19 protein-coding genes and 1 riboswitch are annotated in these 15,993 nt (G+C 71.4%); of the genes, 11 read left to right on the top strand and 8 right to left on the bottom strand.

The features are described 5' to 3' along the window. The 4 genes from ABD151_RS21615 to ABD151_RS21600 all read right to left on the bottom strand — a co-directional run. The coding region (locus ABD151_RS21615) for a hypothetical protein (RefSeq protein ID WP_343996950.1) at positions 1-238 on the bottom strand (238 nt) is incomplete at its 3' end. Between the two features lie 101 nt (positions 239-339). Beyond that, positions 340-1,731: an alpha,alpha-trehalose-phosphate synthase (UDP-forming) gene (locus tag ABD151_RS21610; protein ID WP_343996949.1), complete on the bottom strand. Its 1,392-nt coding sequence runs from the start codon at positions 1,729-1,731 to the stop codon at positions 340-342. Between the two features lie 9 nt (positions 1,732-1,740). Then, complete coding sequence (locus tag ABD151_RS21605; RefSeq protein WP_415629994.1) at positions 1,741-2,556, bottom strand: adenylate/guanylate cyclase domain-containing protein; 816 nt, start codon at positions 2,554-2,556, stop codon at positions 1,741-1,743. Positions 2,557-2,731: 175 nt separating this feature from the next. Then, the gene (locus ABD151_RS21600) at positions 2,732-3,124 is read right to left on the bottom strand and encodes a Crp/Fnr family transcriptional regulator (RefSeq protein WP_343996948.1); all 393 of its coding nucleotides are present in this window, start codon (positions 3,122-3,124) and stop codon (positions 2,732-2,734) included. Between the two features lie 160 nt (positions 3,125-3,284). Between ABD151_RS21600 and napA the strand changes: the two genes are divergently transcribed. Together napA and ABD151_RS21590 are read left to right on the top strand one after the other, a co-directional pair. Continuing rightward, complete coding sequence (gene napA, locus ABD151_RS21595; protein ID WP_343996947.1) at positions 3,285-3,581, top strand: nucleoid-associated protein NapA; 297 nt, start codon at positions 3,285-3,287, stop codon at positions 3,579-3,581. 2 nt (positions 3,582-3,583) lie between these two features. Further along, positions 3,584-4,090 carry a LytR C-terminal domain-containing protein gene (locus ABD151_RS21590; RefSeq protein ID WP_343996945.1) on the top strand — a complete coding sequence of 169 codons (507 nt, stop codon included), beginning with the start codon at positions 3,584-3,586 and terminating at the stop codon, positions 4,088-4,090. Here the strand turns inward: ABD151_RS21590 and otsB are convergent. Next, a complete protein-coding gene (gene otsB, locus ABD151_RS21585; RefSeq protein WP_343996944.1) occupies positions 4,078-4,926 on the bottom strand; it encodes a trehalose-phosphatase in 849 nt (282 codons plus the stop codon). The genes ABD151_RS21590 and otsB overlap by 13 nt on opposite strands. Positions 4,927-5,041: 115 nt before the next feature. Continuing rightward, positions 5,042-5,185: riboswitch (SAM riboswitch) on the top strand. A gap of 9 nt (positions 5,186-5,194) precedes the next feature. Here otsB and thrC point away from each other — a divergent pair. Further along, positions 5,195-6,475 carry a threonine synthase gene (gene thrC / locus ABD151_RS21580; protein WP_343996943.1) on the top strand — a complete coding sequence of 427 codons (1,281 nt, stop codon included), beginning with the start codon at positions 5,195-5,197 and terminating at the stop codon, positions 6,473-6,475. Positions 6,476-6,482: 7 nt separating this feature from the next. Here thrC and ABD151_RS21575 read toward each other — a convergent pair whose 3' ends face one another. Both ABD151_RS21575 and ABD151_RS21570 read right to left on the bottom strand, forming a co-directional pair. Beyond that, the gene (locus ABD151_RS21575) at positions 6,483-6,905 is read right to left on the bottom strand and encodes a hypothetical protein (RefSeq protein WP_343996942.1); all 423 of its coding nucleotides are present in this window, start codon (positions 6,903-6,905) and stop codon (positions 6,483-6,485) included. A gap of 48 nt (positions 6,906-6,953) precedes the next feature. After that, positions 6,954-7,769: a helix-turn-helix transcriptional regulator gene (locus ABD151_RS21570; RefSeq protein ID WP_343996941.1), complete on the bottom strand. Its 816-nt coding sequence runs from the start codon at positions 7,767-7,769 to the stop codon at positions 6,954-6,956. 60 nt (positions 7,770-7,829) lie between these two features. Between ABD151_RS21570 and ABD151_RS21565 the strand changes: the two genes are divergently transcribed. From ABD151_RS21565 to ABD151_RS21540, 6 genes are read left to right on the top strand one after another with little or no spacing between them, the layout of a single operon-like run. After that, positions 7,830-8,849, top strand: coding sequence for an ABC transporter substrate-binding protein (locus ABD151_RS21565; RefSeq protein WP_343996940.1), 1,020 nt, complete (start codon positions 7,830-7,832; stop codon positions 8,847-8,849). Continuing rightward, the gene (locus ABD151_RS21560) at positions 8,846-9,679 is read left to right on the top strand and encodes a siderophore-interacting protein (RefSeq protein WP_343996939.1); all 834 of its coding nucleotides are present in this window, start codon (positions 8,846-8,848) and stop codon (positions 9,677-9,679) included. The genes ABD151_RS21565 and ABD151_RS21560 overlap by 4 nt, the downstream gene beginning before the upstream one ends. Next, positions 9,679-10,689: a FecCD family ABC transporter permease gene (locus ABD151_RS21555; protein ID WP_343996938.1), complete on the top strand. Its 1,011-nt coding sequence runs from the start codon at positions 9,679-9,681 to the stop codon at positions 10,687-10,689. Before ABD151_RS21560 ends, ABD151_RS21555 begins: the two co-directional genes overlap by 1 nt. Continuing rightward, positions 10,686-11,705, top strand: coding sequence for a FecCD family ABC transporter permease (locus ABD151_RS21550; RefSeq protein WP_343996937.1), 1,020 nt, complete (start codon positions 10,686-10,688; stop codon positions 11,703-11,705). Before ABD151_RS21555 ends, ABD151_RS21550 begins: the two co-directional genes overlap by 4 nt. Continuing rightward, positions 11,705-12,478, top strand: coding sequence for an ABC transporter ATP-binding protein (locus ABD151_RS21545; RefSeq protein ID WP_343996936.1), 774 nt, complete (start codon positions 11,705-11,707; stop codon positions 12,476-12,478). Before ABD151_RS21550 ends, ABD151_RS21545 begins: the two co-directional genes overlap by 1 nt. 42 nt (positions 12,479-12,520) lie before the next feature. After that, positions 12,521-12,976, top strand: a complete 456-nt coding sequence (locus ABD151_RS21540; RefSeq protein ID WP_343996935.1) for a TlpA family protein disulfide reductase — start codon at positions 12,521-12,523, stop codon at positions 12,974-12,976. A gap of 4 nt (positions 12,977-12,980) precedes the next feature. On the opposite strand, the gene ABD151_RS21535 is transcribed toward ABD151_RS21540, so the two are convergent. Further along, positions 12,981-13,742 carry a class I SAM-dependent methyltransferase gene (locus ABD151_RS21535; RefSeq protein WP_343996934.1) on the bottom strand — a complete coding sequence of 254 codons (762 nt, stop codon included), beginning with the start codon at positions 13,740-13,742 and terminating at the stop codon, positions 12,981-12,983. Positions 13,743-13,878: 136 nt separating this feature from the next. Here ABD151_RS21535 and ABD151_RS21530 point away from each other — a divergent pair, with 136 nt between their 5' ends. Both ABD151_RS21530 and ABD151_RS21525 read left to right on the top strand, forming a co-directional pair. Further along, positions 13,879-15,183 carry an MATE family efflux transporter gene (locus tag ABD151_RS21530; RefSeq protein ID WP_343996933.1) on the top strand — a complete coding sequence of 435 codons (1,305 nt, stop codon included), beginning with the start codon at positions 13,879-13,881 and terminating at the stop codon, positions 15,181-15,183. Between the two features lie 2 nt (positions 15,184-15,185). Next, positions 15,186-15,908, top strand: coding sequence for a CatB-related O-acetyltransferase (locus ABD151_RS21525; RefSeq protein ID WP_343996932.1), 723 nt, complete (start codon positions 15,186-15,188; stop codon positions 15,906-15,908). Positions 15,909-15,993: the final 85 nt, after the last annotated feature.

Below are 15,993 nucleotides of genomic sequence, written 5' to 3'. Positions count from 1 at the left end.
GGGTGGTGCTGGTGACCCACAGCGCGCGGTGCCGCCGCGAGTAGCCGATCTGGTACAGCTCACCGGGCAGGGGAGTGCCGGACGCCGTTGGCTGGGGTGACAGGCGGCCGCCCCGGCTGTCGGCGACGTGATGGCTGTTCGCCGGGGCCGGGGCCTGGCTGTCGGCTGGGGCGACGAGTCCTGCGCCGAGCAGGGCGGCGGCGAGGGCGAGTGGGGAGAGTCGGCGTAGGCGCGACATGGCGATGCTCCAATCTGCCGCCGGCGCGAGACGGCGGCTCCCGAGAATGATCGGAAGAAAGTTAGCATTGCCTAAGTTCTGCCCGGCGGGGCTCGCTCGGACTACAGCGCAGCGAGGAAGCTGGCCGCCCAGTGGTTCACGTCGTTCCCGCGCAGGTTGCGCCGCATCGCCGTCATCCGGCGGGTCAGCTCGTCCTCGGTGGCGTTGGCGGCCGCCAGGATGGCGGCCTTCATCCCGTCGATGTCGTAGGGATTCACCTGCCAGGCCTGGCGGAACTCGGCCGCGGCGCCGGTGAACTCGGAGAGCACCAGCGCGCCGTCGTCGTCGAGGCGACAGGCCACGTACTCCTTGGCGACCAGGTTCATCCCGTCGCGGTACGGCGTGACGACCATGATGTCGGCGACCCGGTAGAGCGCCGCCATCTCGTGCTGCGGGTAGGAGGAGTGCAGGTAGGAGATGGCGGGATAGCCGATCTCGCCGAGGTCGCCGTTGATCCGGCCGACCAGCCGGTCGACGTCGTCACGCAGCAGCCGGTACTGCTCGACCCGCTCCCGCGACGGGGTCGCCACCTGGATGAAGACCGAGTCGTGCACGTCGAAGTGGCCATCGGCGACCAGCTCGGAGTAGGCCCGCAACCGGGGGTAGATGCCCTTGGTGTAGTCGAGGCGGTCGATGCCGAGCAGAACCTTGCGGGGGTTGCCCAGCGCGGCGCGGATCTCGGTGGCTCGCTGCTCCACCGACTCGGAGCCGGCCAGCTCCTCGAAGGCGGCCACGTCGATCGAGATCGGGAACGCCTGCGCCCGCACCACTCTGCCGTCCGGCAGGTGCACGTCGTTGCCCTCGGTGTGGTGCCCCACCCGCTGCTTGACCAGGCGGACGAAGTTGTGAGCGCCGCCGGAGAGCTGGAAGCCGACCAGGTCCGCGCCGAGCAGGCCCTCCAGGATCTGGCGCCGCCACGGTAGCTGGCCGAACAGCTCGGTCGGCGGGAACGGGATGTGCAGGAAGAAGCCGATCTTGAGGTCGGGACGCAGCTCGCGCACCATCGCCGGGACCAGCTGGAGCTGGTAGTCGTGCACCCAGACCGTGGCACCGGGGGCGGCGAGCTCGGCGGCCCGCTCGGCGAAGCGCCGGTTCACCGCCACGTAGGACTCCCACCACTCGCGGTGGAACTCCGGCTTGGCGACGACGTCGTGGTACAGCGGCCACAGCGTCGCGTTGGAGAAGCCTTCGTAGAACCCCTCGACCTCGTCGGCGCTGAGGCCGATCGGGACCAGCGAGAGCCCGTCGAGCTGGAAGGGCTGCAGATCGCCGGCCTGCTCGCTGGTGACGCCCGGCCATCCGATCCAGGCGCCGTCGTGGATGCGCATCACCGGCTCCAGTGCGGAGACGAGTCCGCCGGGGGAGCGGCGCCAGGACGTCGAACCGTCGGGTTCGCGGACCTGGTCCACAGGCAGGCGGTTGGCAACGATCACGAGGTTCGCGTGGCCTGGCACGCTTCGACCCTAGCGGTCCGCGTCCGCGGTCGACATCCGTGGCCGTCTCAGTGACCAGGCCTCGAGACGCGTGTAGCCCTTCACCGGCACCACCCGCCAGCGGCGGACCCGGAACTGCTCGCGGTCCACCACGTCGGCCAGCGGGCGGTTGATCAGCACCCGCCCCGGCCGTGCCAGCGAGGTGAGCCGGGCGGCCATGTTCACCGGCTCGCCGAAGACGTCGCCGTAGCGCTCCAGCACCTCGCCGTGCCCGAGGCCGACCCGGACCTGCGGGAAGAGCTCGTCCGCGTCGTGCCGCTCGGCCAGCGCCAACGCGACCCGCGCCGCGGCGTCGGGCTGGTCGCAGACGAAGAGCACCTCGTCGCCGATGGTCTTGATCACCCGGCCGCCCCCCTCGACCACGGCTGCCGTGGTCGAGGCCTCGAAGACCTCGACCATCTGCTCCAGCTCGTCGGTGGTCATCGAGCGGATCCGGCGGGTGTAGCCGACGACGTCGACGAAGCCGACGGTAAGCGCGACGCTCTCGTCGGCGCTGCCGCGCACCAGCAGCCGACCGGCCGCGCTGGCGAGATGACGACGCCAGATGTGGCTGTGCAGCTGCTCCATCACCGGCAGCAGGTCGTCGGCCACCGCGCGCAGCAGCTCGAGGTCGATCTCGGGAGCGTCCTTCAACACCGTGTCGGCGAGCTCGGCCACCTCCCACTCCGCCAGCCGGGCGAAGGTGCGCCCCACCGTCCGCGCGATGGCGATCTCGGCGCGTTGGTCGATCATGCCGAGACGGAGCAGGGTCTCCAGGGCACGCAGCGCCTCGACGTCGGCGTCCACGTAGACGGGGGTGTCGTCGTCCGCGGCGGGCGGGAAGCCGAGCGACTGCCACAGCTCGCGGGAGCGCTCGCCGCTGACGCCGCTGCGCTCGCTGACCTGGTTGCGGCTCAGGTGCGGCTCCTGGCCGAGCAGGGTCAGGACCAGGGCGGAGTAGAGATCGTCGTCGATGGTGACCTCACGGAAGTCGTTCGCGGGTGGTCTGCTCGAGCGCCTCGCGGAACCGGGGCGAGGCCTTCAACAGGTCGTTGACCGACTCGGCGGTGAAGTGCAGCACCTGCAGCGGGGTCAGCGACACCACGCTGGCGCTGCGCAGCCGGTGCGCGACGATCGCGGACTCACCGACGGTGTCGCCGGGGCCGAGCCGGGCGATCTCGACGCCCTCGCGGCGCACCGAGACCTCGCCGTCGAGGATCAGGTAGGCCTTGTCGGCCGGGGTCTTCTCCCAGATCAGCGACCAGTCGGCGGGCACGTTGACGGCGGTGCCGGCGCGGGCGATCAGGGCGATCTCGGCGTCGGTCAGGTCGTCGAAGCGGCTGATCTGCTGGAGTCGGCCGGTGGCGTCGGGCATGAGGGTCCTCGTCTTCTACGTCGGGCTCCCCTCCCGGAGGCATCTTCGCACGGGGAGCCGAACCGTGACTCGCCGAAGCAGCGAATCACATCGATGTGGTTCGCATGCGTAGACTGACCGTGGCCAGAGGCTGTCGAGGAGCACGAAGGGGTCGAGCCGGATGGACGCTGCAGAGTCGGTCAGCACCAATCAGGTGGCGAACGACGGCACGGTGTCGGAGCGGGACGCCGACATCCTGGAGTTCGAGCGCCAGTGGTGGAAGTACGCCGGAGCCAAGGAGCAGGCCATCCGTGAGCGCTTCGACATGTCCTCGACCCGCTACTACCAGGTCCTCAATGCGCTGATCGACAAGCCGGAGGCGCTCGCCGCCGACCCGCTGCTGGTCCGCCGGCTGCGCCGGCTGCGCGCCGCTCGTCAGCGTCAGCGCTCGGCCCGCCGCCTCGGCTTCGAGGTCTGAGCGTGCGCCGGATCGCAGCCAAGCCTCGCAACGAGGCGGGCGTAGCCCTGCCCTCGCCGGTGGTCGCGCTGAGCGTTGTCGCCGTGGCGATGGCCGCGGTCGCCTTCGTGGTGACCAAGGACGACGACAACCCGGCCGCCGTCAACGTGGCGCAGGAGCCGACGTCGACGCCGACGGCCGAGCCCACCACCACGCCGCAGCCGCCGAAGAAGAAGGCCAAGCCTGCGGTCAAGCGCGGCGAGGTCTATGTCGAGGTCTACAACAACTCCAACATCGCCGGACTGGCCGGCAGGGTCGCCGGCAGGGTCGACGGCGCGGGCTGGAAGGTCGTCGGCTCCGACAACTGGCGCGGCAGCATCCCGGCCTCCACGATCTACTACCCCGAGCGCCTGGAGCGTGCCGCGAAGCTGCTGAGCAAGGACCTCGGCGTCAAGCGGCTCAAGCCGGCCGTCGCGCCGATGCGGCTCGACCGGCTCACCGTCATCCTGACCCCCGACTACGCGAGCTGAGCGGCCCGCACGTCGGCGACCAGCCGGCGTAGGAACGCGATCACGCCGTCGGGCCCGGGCACACAGAGGTCACTGAGCTCGCGCAGCGCGCTCTGCTCGGTGGACGTCGAGCAGACCAGCAGCGTGGCCAGGCCCGCCTCGCGCAGCTCGGCGACCGCCGCATAGGCGGCCAGGTCGCCCAGGTCGTCTCCGGCGAAGAGGAATCCCTCGGCCGCCGACTCGCGAGCGAAGGCCCGCACCGCGTCGCCCTTGTCGACGCCCGGTGCCCGCACCTCCAGCACGTTGCGCCCGGGCTCCACGGTGAGCTGATGCCGCTCGGCGAGTGCGGTGACCGGGCCCGCGAGCCGGGCGATCGCCGCCGCCGAGTCGGGCATCCGGCGGGTGTGCAGCGCCACGCCCAGGCCCTTCTCCTCGACGAAGGCGTCGGTCGCATCGCTCTCCCGCAGCAGGGCGGGGATCTGGGCCAGGAACGCGGCCAGCCCGTGGGGCGGTCGTGGGGTGCGGACCCGGCGATCGGTCGACGACCAGCGCTCGGCGCCGTACTGGCCGAAGATCGTCAGCGTGCGGCGATCGGCGGCCAGGGCGTCGCCGACGGCGTCGAAGCGGCCGAGCGCGACCGCCTGGCGGGCCGGGCGTCCGGTGATCACCGCCACCGCGGCGACGGTGCGGGCGAGGTCGGCGAGGACGTCGGGTGCCTCGGCATGGATCCTGGCCTCGGCCGGGTCGTCCACGATCGGTGACAGGGTGCCGTCCATGTCCAGCCCGACCACGCTCCGCGCCGCGACGCGCACCAGTGCGGCGTAGCGCTGCGGGCCCTCGGGGGAGACGAACTCCATGGTCCTAGCCAATCAGACCCGGTGTGCGACCACGCGCGCCGGGTGCGTTCCGATCGGCTCGTCCGGATCGCGGACCGGGTGTACGCATGTTGAGACGGTGCCGTATGGTGGTCGCAGCTCATCGAGAGGGACTGAGGGATACGGCCCGAAGAAGTCCCGGCAACCGCCGCGAACACCCCTGGATCGCACCAGTGATCCAGTCGCGGAAACGGTGCTAAATCCGTCCTGGTCGCGAGAGTCGCTCCAGGGAAGATGAGGAGGAGGACTCATGAGCGCTGTGACCACTGAACCAGCAACCACCGACACCGGTCTTCGTGCGGGCGCGTTCGGCAACGCCGTCGCCCTCTCCTGTCGCGAATGCGGCCACCGTCTCGACCTCGGGCCCTTCTACGCCTGTCCGGAGTGCTTCGGACCGCTCGAGATCGCCTACGAGTTCCCCACCGTCACCCGCGAGGAGATCGAGGCCGGCCCGGCCAACATCTGGCGCTACAAGGCGCTGCTCCCGGTGCCCGCGGACATCGAGCAGAGCCCCAACACCGAGCCCGGCTTCACCCGGCTGCTCAAGGCCCACAACCTCGGCGCCACCCTCGGCATCGACAACCTCTGGGTCAAGGACGACTCCACCAACCCGACGAACTCCTTCAAGGACCGCGTCGTCGCCTGCGCCCTGAGCGCCGCGCGCGAACTGGGTGCGAAGGTCTTCGCCTGCCCGTCGACCGGCAACCTGGCCAACGCCGTCGCCGCGGCCGGTGCGCGCGCCGGGATCAAGACCGTGGTCTTCATCCCCTCCAACCTGGAGAAGCCCAAGCAGGTCAACTCCGCGGTCTACACCGACTCGCTGGTCGCCGTCGACGGCAACTACGACGACGTCAACAAGCTCGCCCAGGAGATCGCGGCCGAGGAGGACGGCTGGGCGTTCGTGAACGTCAACGTCCGCCCGTACTACGCCGAGGGTTCCAAGACCCTCGGCTACGAGATCGCCGAGCAGCTCGGCTGGCGGCTGCCTGACCAGGTGGTCATCCCGGTCGCCTCGGGCTCGCAGCTGACCAAGGTGCACAAGGCGTTCCAGGAGCTGATCAAGCTCGGCCTGGTCGAGGACAAGCCGGTCAAGATCTTCGGTGCCCAGGCCACCGGCTGCTCGCCGGTCTCGGTCGCCTACAAGGCCGGCGTCGACGCGATCCGCCCGGTCAAGCCGGACACCATCGCCAAGTCGCTGGCGATCGGCAACCCGGCCGACGGCATCTACGTGCTCGACATCTGCCGGGAGACCGGTGGCGCCGTCGAGGACATCACCGACGACGAGGTCCGCGAGGGCATCCTGCTGCTGGCCCGTACCGAGGGCATCTTCACCGAGACCGCCGGTGGCACCACCGTCGGCGTGCTGAAGAAGCTCGTCGAGACCGGCCAGCTGGACACCTCGCTGGAGACCGTGGTGATCAACACCGGCATGGGCCTGAAGACGCTCGACGCGGTCGCCGACAAGGTCGGCCCGGCGGCCACCATCGCGCCCAACTACGACGCGTTCGTGGAGACCGGCCTCACCTCCTGAGCATCGCTCAGCCGACTGCGTGCCACCCCTCGGGGATGGGCTCGCCCTTGCGCACGCAGTCGGTGCGGGGGTCGTCCGGGTCGGGCCGGACCGGCTCCACCTCGACCCAGCCCCACCGGTCGTGGCAGGACAGCGGCCGGTTGCCGAAGGGGTCCCAGGAGGCTCCCTTGGGCAGTTGCGATCCCTCCTTCGCGCAGGCGCTCCCGCCCTCGGGATAGACATAGGGCGCCTCGCCGTCGGAGCACTGCCACTCGTCGATCAGTGGGGTCCCGCTGATCATCAGCCAGCCGGCGAACCCGCCGATCGCCAGCAGCGGCGAGAGCGCCACCAAGCTGATCGCCACCCACCACCGGGTCGAGCGACCCTTGCGCGGTGGCGGGGACGGGCGGTCCGAGGCGGGGAACGGCGAGACCGGGGGCGTGGTGTCCATGACTCCATCGTCCTTCGTGATCGGCTCAGATGCGATGAGCCGCGCTACTCAGCCGAGGCGTCGTTGGGCGATCAGCCGCTTCGGGCTGGTGCCGAACTCCTTGGTGAAGGCGGCGATGAACGCAGACGGGCTGCCGTAGCCGACCCGATGCGCGACCTCGGTCACCGAGGTGTGCGGGAGCAGGGCCAGGGAGGCGTGCAGCCGGGTCCGCGTGCGCCAGTCGCTGAAGGAGGCGCCGAAGCTCACCTGGAAGCTGCGCTGCAGCGTCTTGGTGCTCACGTGCATCCTGCTCGCCCAGGTGGCCAGGTCGGTGCTGTCGGCTGGGTCGTGCAGGATCGCGCGGGCCACCTCGCGGGCCGGGCCGCTGGGGGAGGTGGCGTGGGTCAGCGTGGTGCCGTCGCGCTCGGCGACGCCGGCAAGGCGGTGCAGGATCTGGCTGCGGGCGGCCAGTCCCTCCTGCTGCCCCAGACCTGGGCGCGACACCCGGTCGAGCAGCGCGGCCAGGTCCGCGTCGAGGTCGAGGACGGCGGCGCCGTGGGCGGTGAGCTCGTCCGGTGCGCGCCGCACGCAGACCCGGATCACGGTCTGCATGTCGAAGCCGCTCAGCTCGGCGACGACCCCGCGACGCACCCAGATGCACTGGTCGGCGGACGCGAAGTGGGTGCTGGCTCCACGCCGGATGCTGAGCGCGCCGTTGGGGGAGTGGAAGACCTGGTGGACCAGGTCGTCGCGGTACTCGGGGAAGTCGGGCACCGCGCGGCCGGTGGGGTAGCGCAGCACCAGCATGCCGTCGGGCTCGCCCAGGCCGTAGCCCTGGTCCTCGACGGCGATCTCGCCGACCTCGCTGGCAGTGTGCCCTGTCACCGACATCTTCTGTCCCCCTCGCGACACTTGATTGGTGTTGGCAAGGCTTACCTTACTTCCATGCGCTTCTCACCTGTACTTCGTCGTGCCCTCGTCGGTTCGACCGCCCTCGTCCTGGCCACCACGCTGAGCGGCTGCTGGGCCGATGACGACGACAAGGCCGACGCCCAGAGCGGCGAGACCCGGGTCGTCGTCGACGACACGACGGAGGAGGTCACCATCCCGAGCAGCCCCGAGCGGATCATCGCCACCGGGTACGCGGTGCCGGCCCTGCTCGAGGTGGACGCACCGCTGGTCGGGATCTCGGAGTGGTCGCGCGGCCTCAACCTGATGACCGACGAGGACCGGGCCAGCTATGAGGAGCTGGACAAGGTCGCCGGCGAGAGCGCCGCCTCCACGAACTACGACGCGATCGCCGAGCTCAAGCCGGACCTGATCATCATCGGCGTCCCGCAGCCCGCCGTGGTCGACCTCAACCTCGACCGGCTCGAGCAGATCGCGCCCGTCGTCCAGCTCGGCCCCTCCCGCCCGGACAAGTGGAAGGAGCTCAACGCCAAGCAGGCCGATGCCGCCGGCGTGAGCGCCACCCTGGAGGAGAACAAGGCCGCCTACGAGGCCAAGGCCGCCGAGCTCACCGAGAAGTACGCCGACGTCCTCGACGGCGTCTCCTTCGGCCACGTCGGTGGCTACGGCGACGTGTCGGCCGGAAACTTCCAGCGTGAGTTCGCGGGCTCCTGGGGCACGAACATCGCCACCGACATCGGCGTCACCTACTACGGCGAGGTGAAGAAGGCCGAGGGCGGCAGCAGCGACGTCTCCGAGTACCCGGCGATCGAGGAGCTCCCGGCCAGCCTGGGCGAAGCCGACGTGATCTCCTACTCCGTCGAGGACTCCGGCAAGCCGTCGGCCGCCGTGCAGTACGTGCTCGACTCGCCGCTCTTCCAGAACCTGCCGGCCGCCAAGGGCGGCCTCACGGTGCCGTTCAAGTTCACCGAGGCGGCCACCTACGCCACCGCGATGACCACCCTCGACGAGATCGACAAGGCGTTCGCGAAGGCGTTCGCCGAGGACCTCGCGTGACCGATCGCAGCAACCCCGGTCCCAAGGTCGCCGCCCACCGGGCCGGCGGCCGCGGGACGAGGAGGGTTCCCTACCCCGTCGGCATCAACCGGGGCGTGGTCACCCGTCGCGAGCTGGTCACGCCGCACATGCTGCGGATCACCATCGCCGGCGACGAGCTGCGGCGGATGATCAGCCACCAGGCCGACGACCACGTCAAGGTGCTCTTCGCCTTCCCCGACGGCACCCGCAACGATCCGGTGCAGAACGCCGAGCTCTCCCTCGACTGGATCAAGCCCTACGCTCCGGCCCGCAAGTACACGCTGCGCCGCGTCGACACCGAGGCCGGCGAGATCGACCTCGACTTCGTCCTCCACGAGGGTGGGTTCGCCTCCGCCTGGGCCAACGACGTCGAGGTCGGCGACGAGGCCGTGGTCGCCGGGCCGCCCGGCTCGATCGCCTTCCCCGACACCTACCGCCACTACGTGATGGTCGCCGACCCGACCGGTCTCCCCGCCGTCGCGCGGTGGCTGGAGGAGGGCGACTGGCTGGTCGAGCGCGGCGTGCACGTCGACGTGATCGTGGAGACCGACCACGCCGAGGAGGCCGGCTACCCGCTCGCAGCGCGCGACGGCGTGGCGGTGCAGTGGCACTCCCGGGCCGAGGGCAGTCGGCTCGGTGCCGCCCTCGAGGCGCTCGAGCTCGACGACGTCGCGGCCGAGGACGTCTTCGTCTTCGCCGCCGGCGAGGCCACCGACCTCAAGGCGGTGCGCCGCTTCGCCAAGGAGCGCGGCTACGACGCCCTGGTCACCGGCTACTGGAAGCGCGGCGTCGCCGACCTCGACGAGTGATGGCTGCGACGCTGGAGGAGGAGCGGAGCACCGGCCTGCGGGGCGCCGTGGTGCTCGGCGCCGGGGTGGCGCTGCTGCTGGTCTGTGCCGCGATCAGCCTGTTGGTCGGCAAGGGCGACGTCTCGCCGGTCCAGGCGTGGACGGCGCTGGTCGATCCCGACCCGACCGACTCCGCGCACCTCGCGGTGCGCACGGTACGGGTGCCACGGACCTGGCTGGCCATCCTGGTCGGCGCGGCGCTCGCCGTCTCCGGAGCGCTGATCCAGGTGCTGACCCGCAACGCCCTGGCCGAGCCGGGACTGCTCGGCGTCAGCGCCGGTGCCTCGTTCGCGGTGGTCCTGGTCAGCATGGTGCTCAGCCCCGGACAGACGCTGGTGCTGGTCGCGGCGTTGGTCGGTGCGACGGCGGCGGCGCTGGTGGTGCTGACTGTCGGCCGCGGCGACCCGCTGCGGCTGGTGCTCGCCGGGACCGCGCTCAGCGCCGTCCTGATGGGCTGGAGCCTGGCGATCCGGATCCGCAGCACCAGTGCGCTGGACGCGCACCGGTACTGGTCGGTCGGCTCGCTGGCCGGACGTGAGCAGACCGCATTGCTGCTGCCGTCGGTGGTGCTGCTGGTCGCGCTGGTGGCCGCGGCCCTGTTGGTGCGACCGCTCTCGGCGCTCAGCCTGGGCGACGACGTCGCCAGCGGGCTGGGGGTGCCGGTGGCGCGCACCCGGATCGCCACCGCCGTCACCGCGACGGCGTTGGCCGCCGTCGCCACGGCAGTGGCCGGGCCGATCGTCTTCGTGGGCCTGATCGTGCCGCACCTGGTGCGGCAGGTGGTGCCGGCCTCCGTCGGCTGGCTGGTCGGACTCTCCGCGCTGCTCGGGCCGACTCTGCTGCTGGTCTCCGACATCCTGGCGCGGGTGGTGCTGCCGACCGGCGACATGCCGGTCGCGGTGATCACGGCCGTGATCGGAGGCCCGGTGCTGATCTGGGTCGTGCGCCGCTACGGGGTGAGTGAGCTGTGAGGACGCTCGCCCTGCCGGTGGCGCCCGGACGGCGACTCCTCGTCGAGCGCCGGTTGCTGGTGGTCGCCGCGCTGCTGACGGTGCTGGTGCTCTGCAGCGCCTTCGCTGCGCTCTGCTTCGGCAACGGATGGGACCACCCCGCAGACGTCTGGTCGGCCCTCTTCGGGGGAGGGCCGATCCAGATCTCGGTGACCCAGTGGCGGATGCCGCGGGTGCTCGCCGCGGTGGTCTTCGGCGCCGGGCTCGGGGTGGCCGGCGCGATCTTCCAGAACCTGACCCGCAACCCGCTCGGCTCGCCCGACGTGATCGGGCTCGACGCCGGTGCCTACACCGGTGTGCTGGTGACGCTGACCGTGATCGGCGCGACCGGCGAGGGCGCGGTGATGGCGGGCGCCCTGGCCGGCGGACTCGCCGCGGCCGCGCTGATCCAGCTGCTCGCCTGGGGCCGGAGCTTCTCCGGCCTGCGCCTGATCGTGATCGGGATCGCGGTGGGCGCGGTCCTGGCCGCGGTGAACTCCTGGCTGGTGCTGCGCGCGGAGCTCGACGTGGCGATCGCGGCGACCTTCTGGAACGCGGGCTCGCTGGCCGGGCTGGACTGGGTCGACATCGACACCCCGGTGACGTTGATCGTGGTGCTGTTGGCGGCCGTCGCCCTCATCGCCCGGCCGATGCACCAGCTCGCCTTCGGCGACGACCTCGCGCGCAGCACCGGGGTCGCGATGCGGCCGGTGCAGCTGGTCCTGGTCGCGATCGGCGTGATGCTGACCGCGACCGTCACCGCGGTGGCCGGTCCGATCGTCTTCATCGCGCTGGCGGCGCCCCAGATCGGCCGGCGGCTGGTCGGCGCGGCCGGGGTCCCGCTGCTTCCGGCAGCGCTCACCGGCGCCCTGCTGCTGTGTGGCTCCGACCTGGTGGCGCAAGGGATCTTCGCCCCGGTGGCGTTGCCGGTCGGCGTGGTCACCACCGCCGTCGGCGGACTCTATCTGTTGTGGTTGCTCTTCAAGGAGGTTCGCTGATGACGCGGCTCGAGGCCCGCGGACTCACCCTCGGCTATCAGGACCGTGCCGTCGTGGAGGGGCTGGACCTGACGATCCCCGACGGTGCGTTCACTGCGGTGGTCGGCGCCAACGCGTGCGGCAAGTCGACGCTGCTGCGGGCGCTGGTCCGACTGCTGGAGCCGCGCGCCGGCGAGGTGCTGCTCGACGGCCGGGCGCTGTCCGGCTGGAAGGCGCGCGATCTGGCGCGGGTGCTCGGGTTCCTGCCCCAGTCGGCCACCGCGCCGGAGGGGATCAGGGTCGAGGCGCTGGTGCGTCGCGGACGCTACCCGCACCAGTCGCTGCTCGGCACCTGGTCGTCGGGCGACGCCGAGGCGGTCGCCACCGCGATGGCCGACGCCGGGGTCGCCGACCTCGCCGACCGTGCGGTCTCCGACCTCTCGGGCGGGCAGCGCCAGCGGGTCTGGATCGCGATGGTCCTGGCCCAGCAGACGCCTTACCTGCTGCTCGACGAGCCGACCACGTTCTTGGACATCGCCCACCAGTACGAGCTGCTCCGGCTGCTGCGACGGCTGGTCGACCAGGGCCGCACCGTGGTCGCGGTGCTGCACGACCTGAACCAGGCGTGCCGCTTCGCCGACCACGTGGTCGCCCTGCGTGCCGGGCGGATCGTGGCGTCGGGGACGCCGGCCGAGGTGGTCACCGCGGAGCTGGTCGCGGAGGTCTTCGCGATGGAGTCGATCGTGGTGCCCGATCCGGTCACCGGCACGCCGATGGTGGTGCCGGGGCGCTGAGCCTGGTGGGAATGCCCGTCCGGCGAGCACGGTTGTGTCTGCGTGACTGGACTCATCGTGCTGGTGGTGACCCTTGCCGTCGTCGCCCTCTTCGGGGCGTGGCGGGTGCTCACCGACGGCAGGTTCCGCCCCCGCAGCGCGGTGCGCACCACCGCTCCGGCTGAGGTGGAGGCGGCCGTCCAGCCGGCACCGAGCCTGCTGGCGGACACGCCCTTCGAGGCGCAGCTCGGCGACCGGGCCACCCTCGTGCAGTTCTCCACCGCGTTCTGTGCCCCGTGCCGCAGCACCCGCCGGATCCTTGACGAGGTGACCACGCTGGTCCCCGGCGTGGCGCACATCGAGGTCGACGCCGAGCACCACCTGGAGCTGGTCCGGCAGCTCGGCATCGTCCGGACGCCGACCACGATCGTGCTCGACGCCGCCGGCTCCGAGCACACGCGTGCGGTGGGCGCACCCACCAAGGCCCACGTGCTGGCGGCGCTCGCCGACGTGGTCTGAGGCCTCAGCCGCGCTGGACGAAGACCATCAGCGTGGGCGCCAGGGCCGGTGGCGTCAGCCGGTCCAACAGCTGTGCCGCGCGCCAGGCGGGCACCGAGGAGCCGAAGTACGTGGGCTCCGAGGCGTGCCCGTAGACGACGACCCGGTGCGGCGGTGCGAAGAGGCTGCGCAGCTCGCGGCGGGTGTTCATGTGGTACTCCACGGGGAAGACGTCCATCGCCTTGCGCCCAGGCTGGAGGCGCGACAACACCTTCGTGTGCAGGTGATTGGGCACCGCACGGGCACCGAGGCCGATCAGGCCCCACTTGTTCGGCGTCCGCGCGGCGAGCCAGCCGCCGGGCTTCAGCACCCGCATGATCTCGGCGGCCACTCCGGGGGCGTCCGGCTCGCTGATGTGCTCCAGCACGTAGTCGGCGAGCACCAGGTCGTAGGTGGCGTCGGCCCAGGGCAACGGCTCGCCCGGGGCCAACACCTTCGCCTCGGCCAGGGTCGGGTTGGTGGTGACCACCTCGTCGACGTCGACGCCGTCCACCTGCGCGACCCGCTCGTGGAACGCGCGCAGCCGGCGCGAGGCCTCGGGCAGCGGCTCGTGGGCCCACTGCCCGCGGCCGGCTCCGAAGTCCAGGACCCGGGAATCGTCGTGCAGCAAGGCGTTCACGCGGGTGTAGAACTCCACGAAGCCGTCGTAGCGGCTGAACCCGCCGACCGTGGCCTCGGGGTAGAGCCGGGCCAGCGTGGGCGTGGGTTCGAAGGGGGCGGGAGGCACAGCCCCAGACCCTAGGGCGGCCTGCGCGCGCTCCGCAAGGAGTTCGGCAAAGCCCGTAGCGACGGCCCGCCGACGTCGTTGGTTCAGAGCAGGGACGCCGTCGGGGTGTCGCGCCAGGGCCGGGAGGTGGCACCGCGTGGGTAGGTCGGCAGCGGGACGACGGCTGTCGGTGGTCGCCACCGATCAGGCGGTCTCGGCCGCCTCCAGCCTGCTGGTCACCCTGATCGCGGCGCAGCTGCTCGACGTCGCCTCGTTCGGGCTCTTCGGCCTGATCTTCATCTGCTTCGTCGCCGCGCAGGGCGTGATCCGGGCCTGGGTGGGGGAGCCGACCCTGCTGCACCACGACGACGCCCTCGCCGGGCCGGGGCCGATGCTCAGTGCGGCGGTCGCATTGGCCGCCTTCGTCGGCGTGGTGCTCGCGCTTGCCGGCGCCGCCACCTGGGCGTGGCATGCCGAGGTCGGACTCTCCCTGCTGATCCTCGGCGCGCTGATGCCGGGACTCACCCTCCAGGACTACGGCCGGTTCCTCGGTTTCGCGCGGCACGAGCCCGAGCGTGCGCTCGCGCTCGACCTGCTCCGCGTGCTGCTGCTGGTCATCGGCGCGGCCTGGGTGTGGTGGGCCGATGCCGGCCTGGTCCCGCTGGTGCTGGTCTGGTCCGGATCGGGTGCCGTGGCCGGGCTGCTCACGCTGGTCCACCACCGCACCCACCTCGCGGTGCCGTCGGTGCGCTGGCTGCGCAGCACCTGGACCTTCTCCTGGCGCTACATGCTCTCCTTCGCCGCGACCCAGGGCTCGGCCCTGGCGACCACGATCGCGATCGCCGGGATCGCCGGCGCTGCCGACCTCGGCGCGGTGCGCGGGGTGCTGCTGCTGACCGGACTCTTCACCATGGTGCAGGCCGCGTTCATGGCCGCCGGCGTCGCCGAGGTCGCGGCCGCGCCCGACGATCGTGAGCTGGTCCGGCGCCAGGCGCGGCGCGGCACCGTGCTGATGGGCGTGATCGCGGCTGCCAACGGCGCGGTGTTGTTGGCCCTGCCGGACGGCGTCGGCGAGCTGATCCTCGGCGACACCTGGGCCGGTGCCCGGACCCTCTTCTGGCCGGCCGCCCTGCACCTGGTGGCGCTGGGCATGATCACCGGCGTCCGCTCGGCCCTGATGGGACGGCGTGCGATCCGGGTGACCATGGTGATCGACGTCGTCTCCACGACGGCGATGCTGGCGGCGGTGATCGTCGGCGTCAGCGTGAACGGTGCCCTGGGCGCCTGGTGGGCATTGGCCTGCCTGCAGGTGGTGGTGGCCGTCGTGTGGTGGCTGGTCTACCTCGCGCACATGCGCCGCTTCGCCCCTGCCCCGCCCCTGGAGGCGGTTCCTGACGACCTGACCGAGGCGCGACCCGACCGGGGCGAGCCTGCCATGACCTCATCGATGGGAGACCACTAGTGGTGCGTTCGTTCCTGCGGTTCGTCTACTACCTGTTGCGGCGGATCCGCGACGAGGCGATCGGCGCGCACATCGCCGAGTTCAAGCGGATGGAGAAGGCCGGACGGGTCACCGTGGGTCCGAACACCCGCGCCTACCAGGTGCCGATGATCAAGAGCTTCATCCATGACGACACGAAGCTGACCCTGGGCGACTACTCCTCGCTGTCGTCCGAGGCGATGGTCTACCTCGGCGGCAAGCACAAGATCGACGCGGTGACCACGTACCCGCACCGGATCCTGTGGGGGATGGAGGGCGCCGGCGAGGACGGATTCCCCACGCCGACAGGCGATACCTTCATCGGCTCGGACGTCTGGCTCTGCCCGGGCTCGCACGTGATCAGCGGCGTGCGGATCGGCCACGGCGCGATCATCGGCGCCGGCTCGGTGATCACCCGTGACGTGCCCGACTACGCCGTCGTGGGCGGCAACCCGGCGAAGGTGATCCGCTACCGGTTCAGCGAGGAGCAGATCGCTGCCCTGCTGGAGATCCGGTGGTGGGACTGGCCGCGAGCCGAGGTGGAGAAGGCGGTCCCGTACCTGGCCAGCCAGGACATCGACGCCTTCATCGCCTACGCGCGCGACCTGCTCGCCCGGCGTCCCGACGTCCTGCCGCCGGCCACGCCCGAGCCCCGCCGCACCGAGGCCGAGCACATCGCCGAAGCCCTCGCCCGAAACGGTGGATGACTCCGACACCAACTCGCCTCAACGGGATAGTCCCTGACGTTTTCGTGGACAAAACGGACCGCAAACCACGAAAACGTCAGGGACT

This window comes from Nocardioides dubius, assembly GCF_039528155.1.
GTDB lineage: Bacteria > Actinomycetota > Actinomycetes > Propionibacteriales > Nocardioidaceae > Nocardioides > Nocardioides dubius.
Note: the sequence above shows the minus strand (reverse complement) of the source record. Positions and strands in the feature narration are given on the sequence as shown.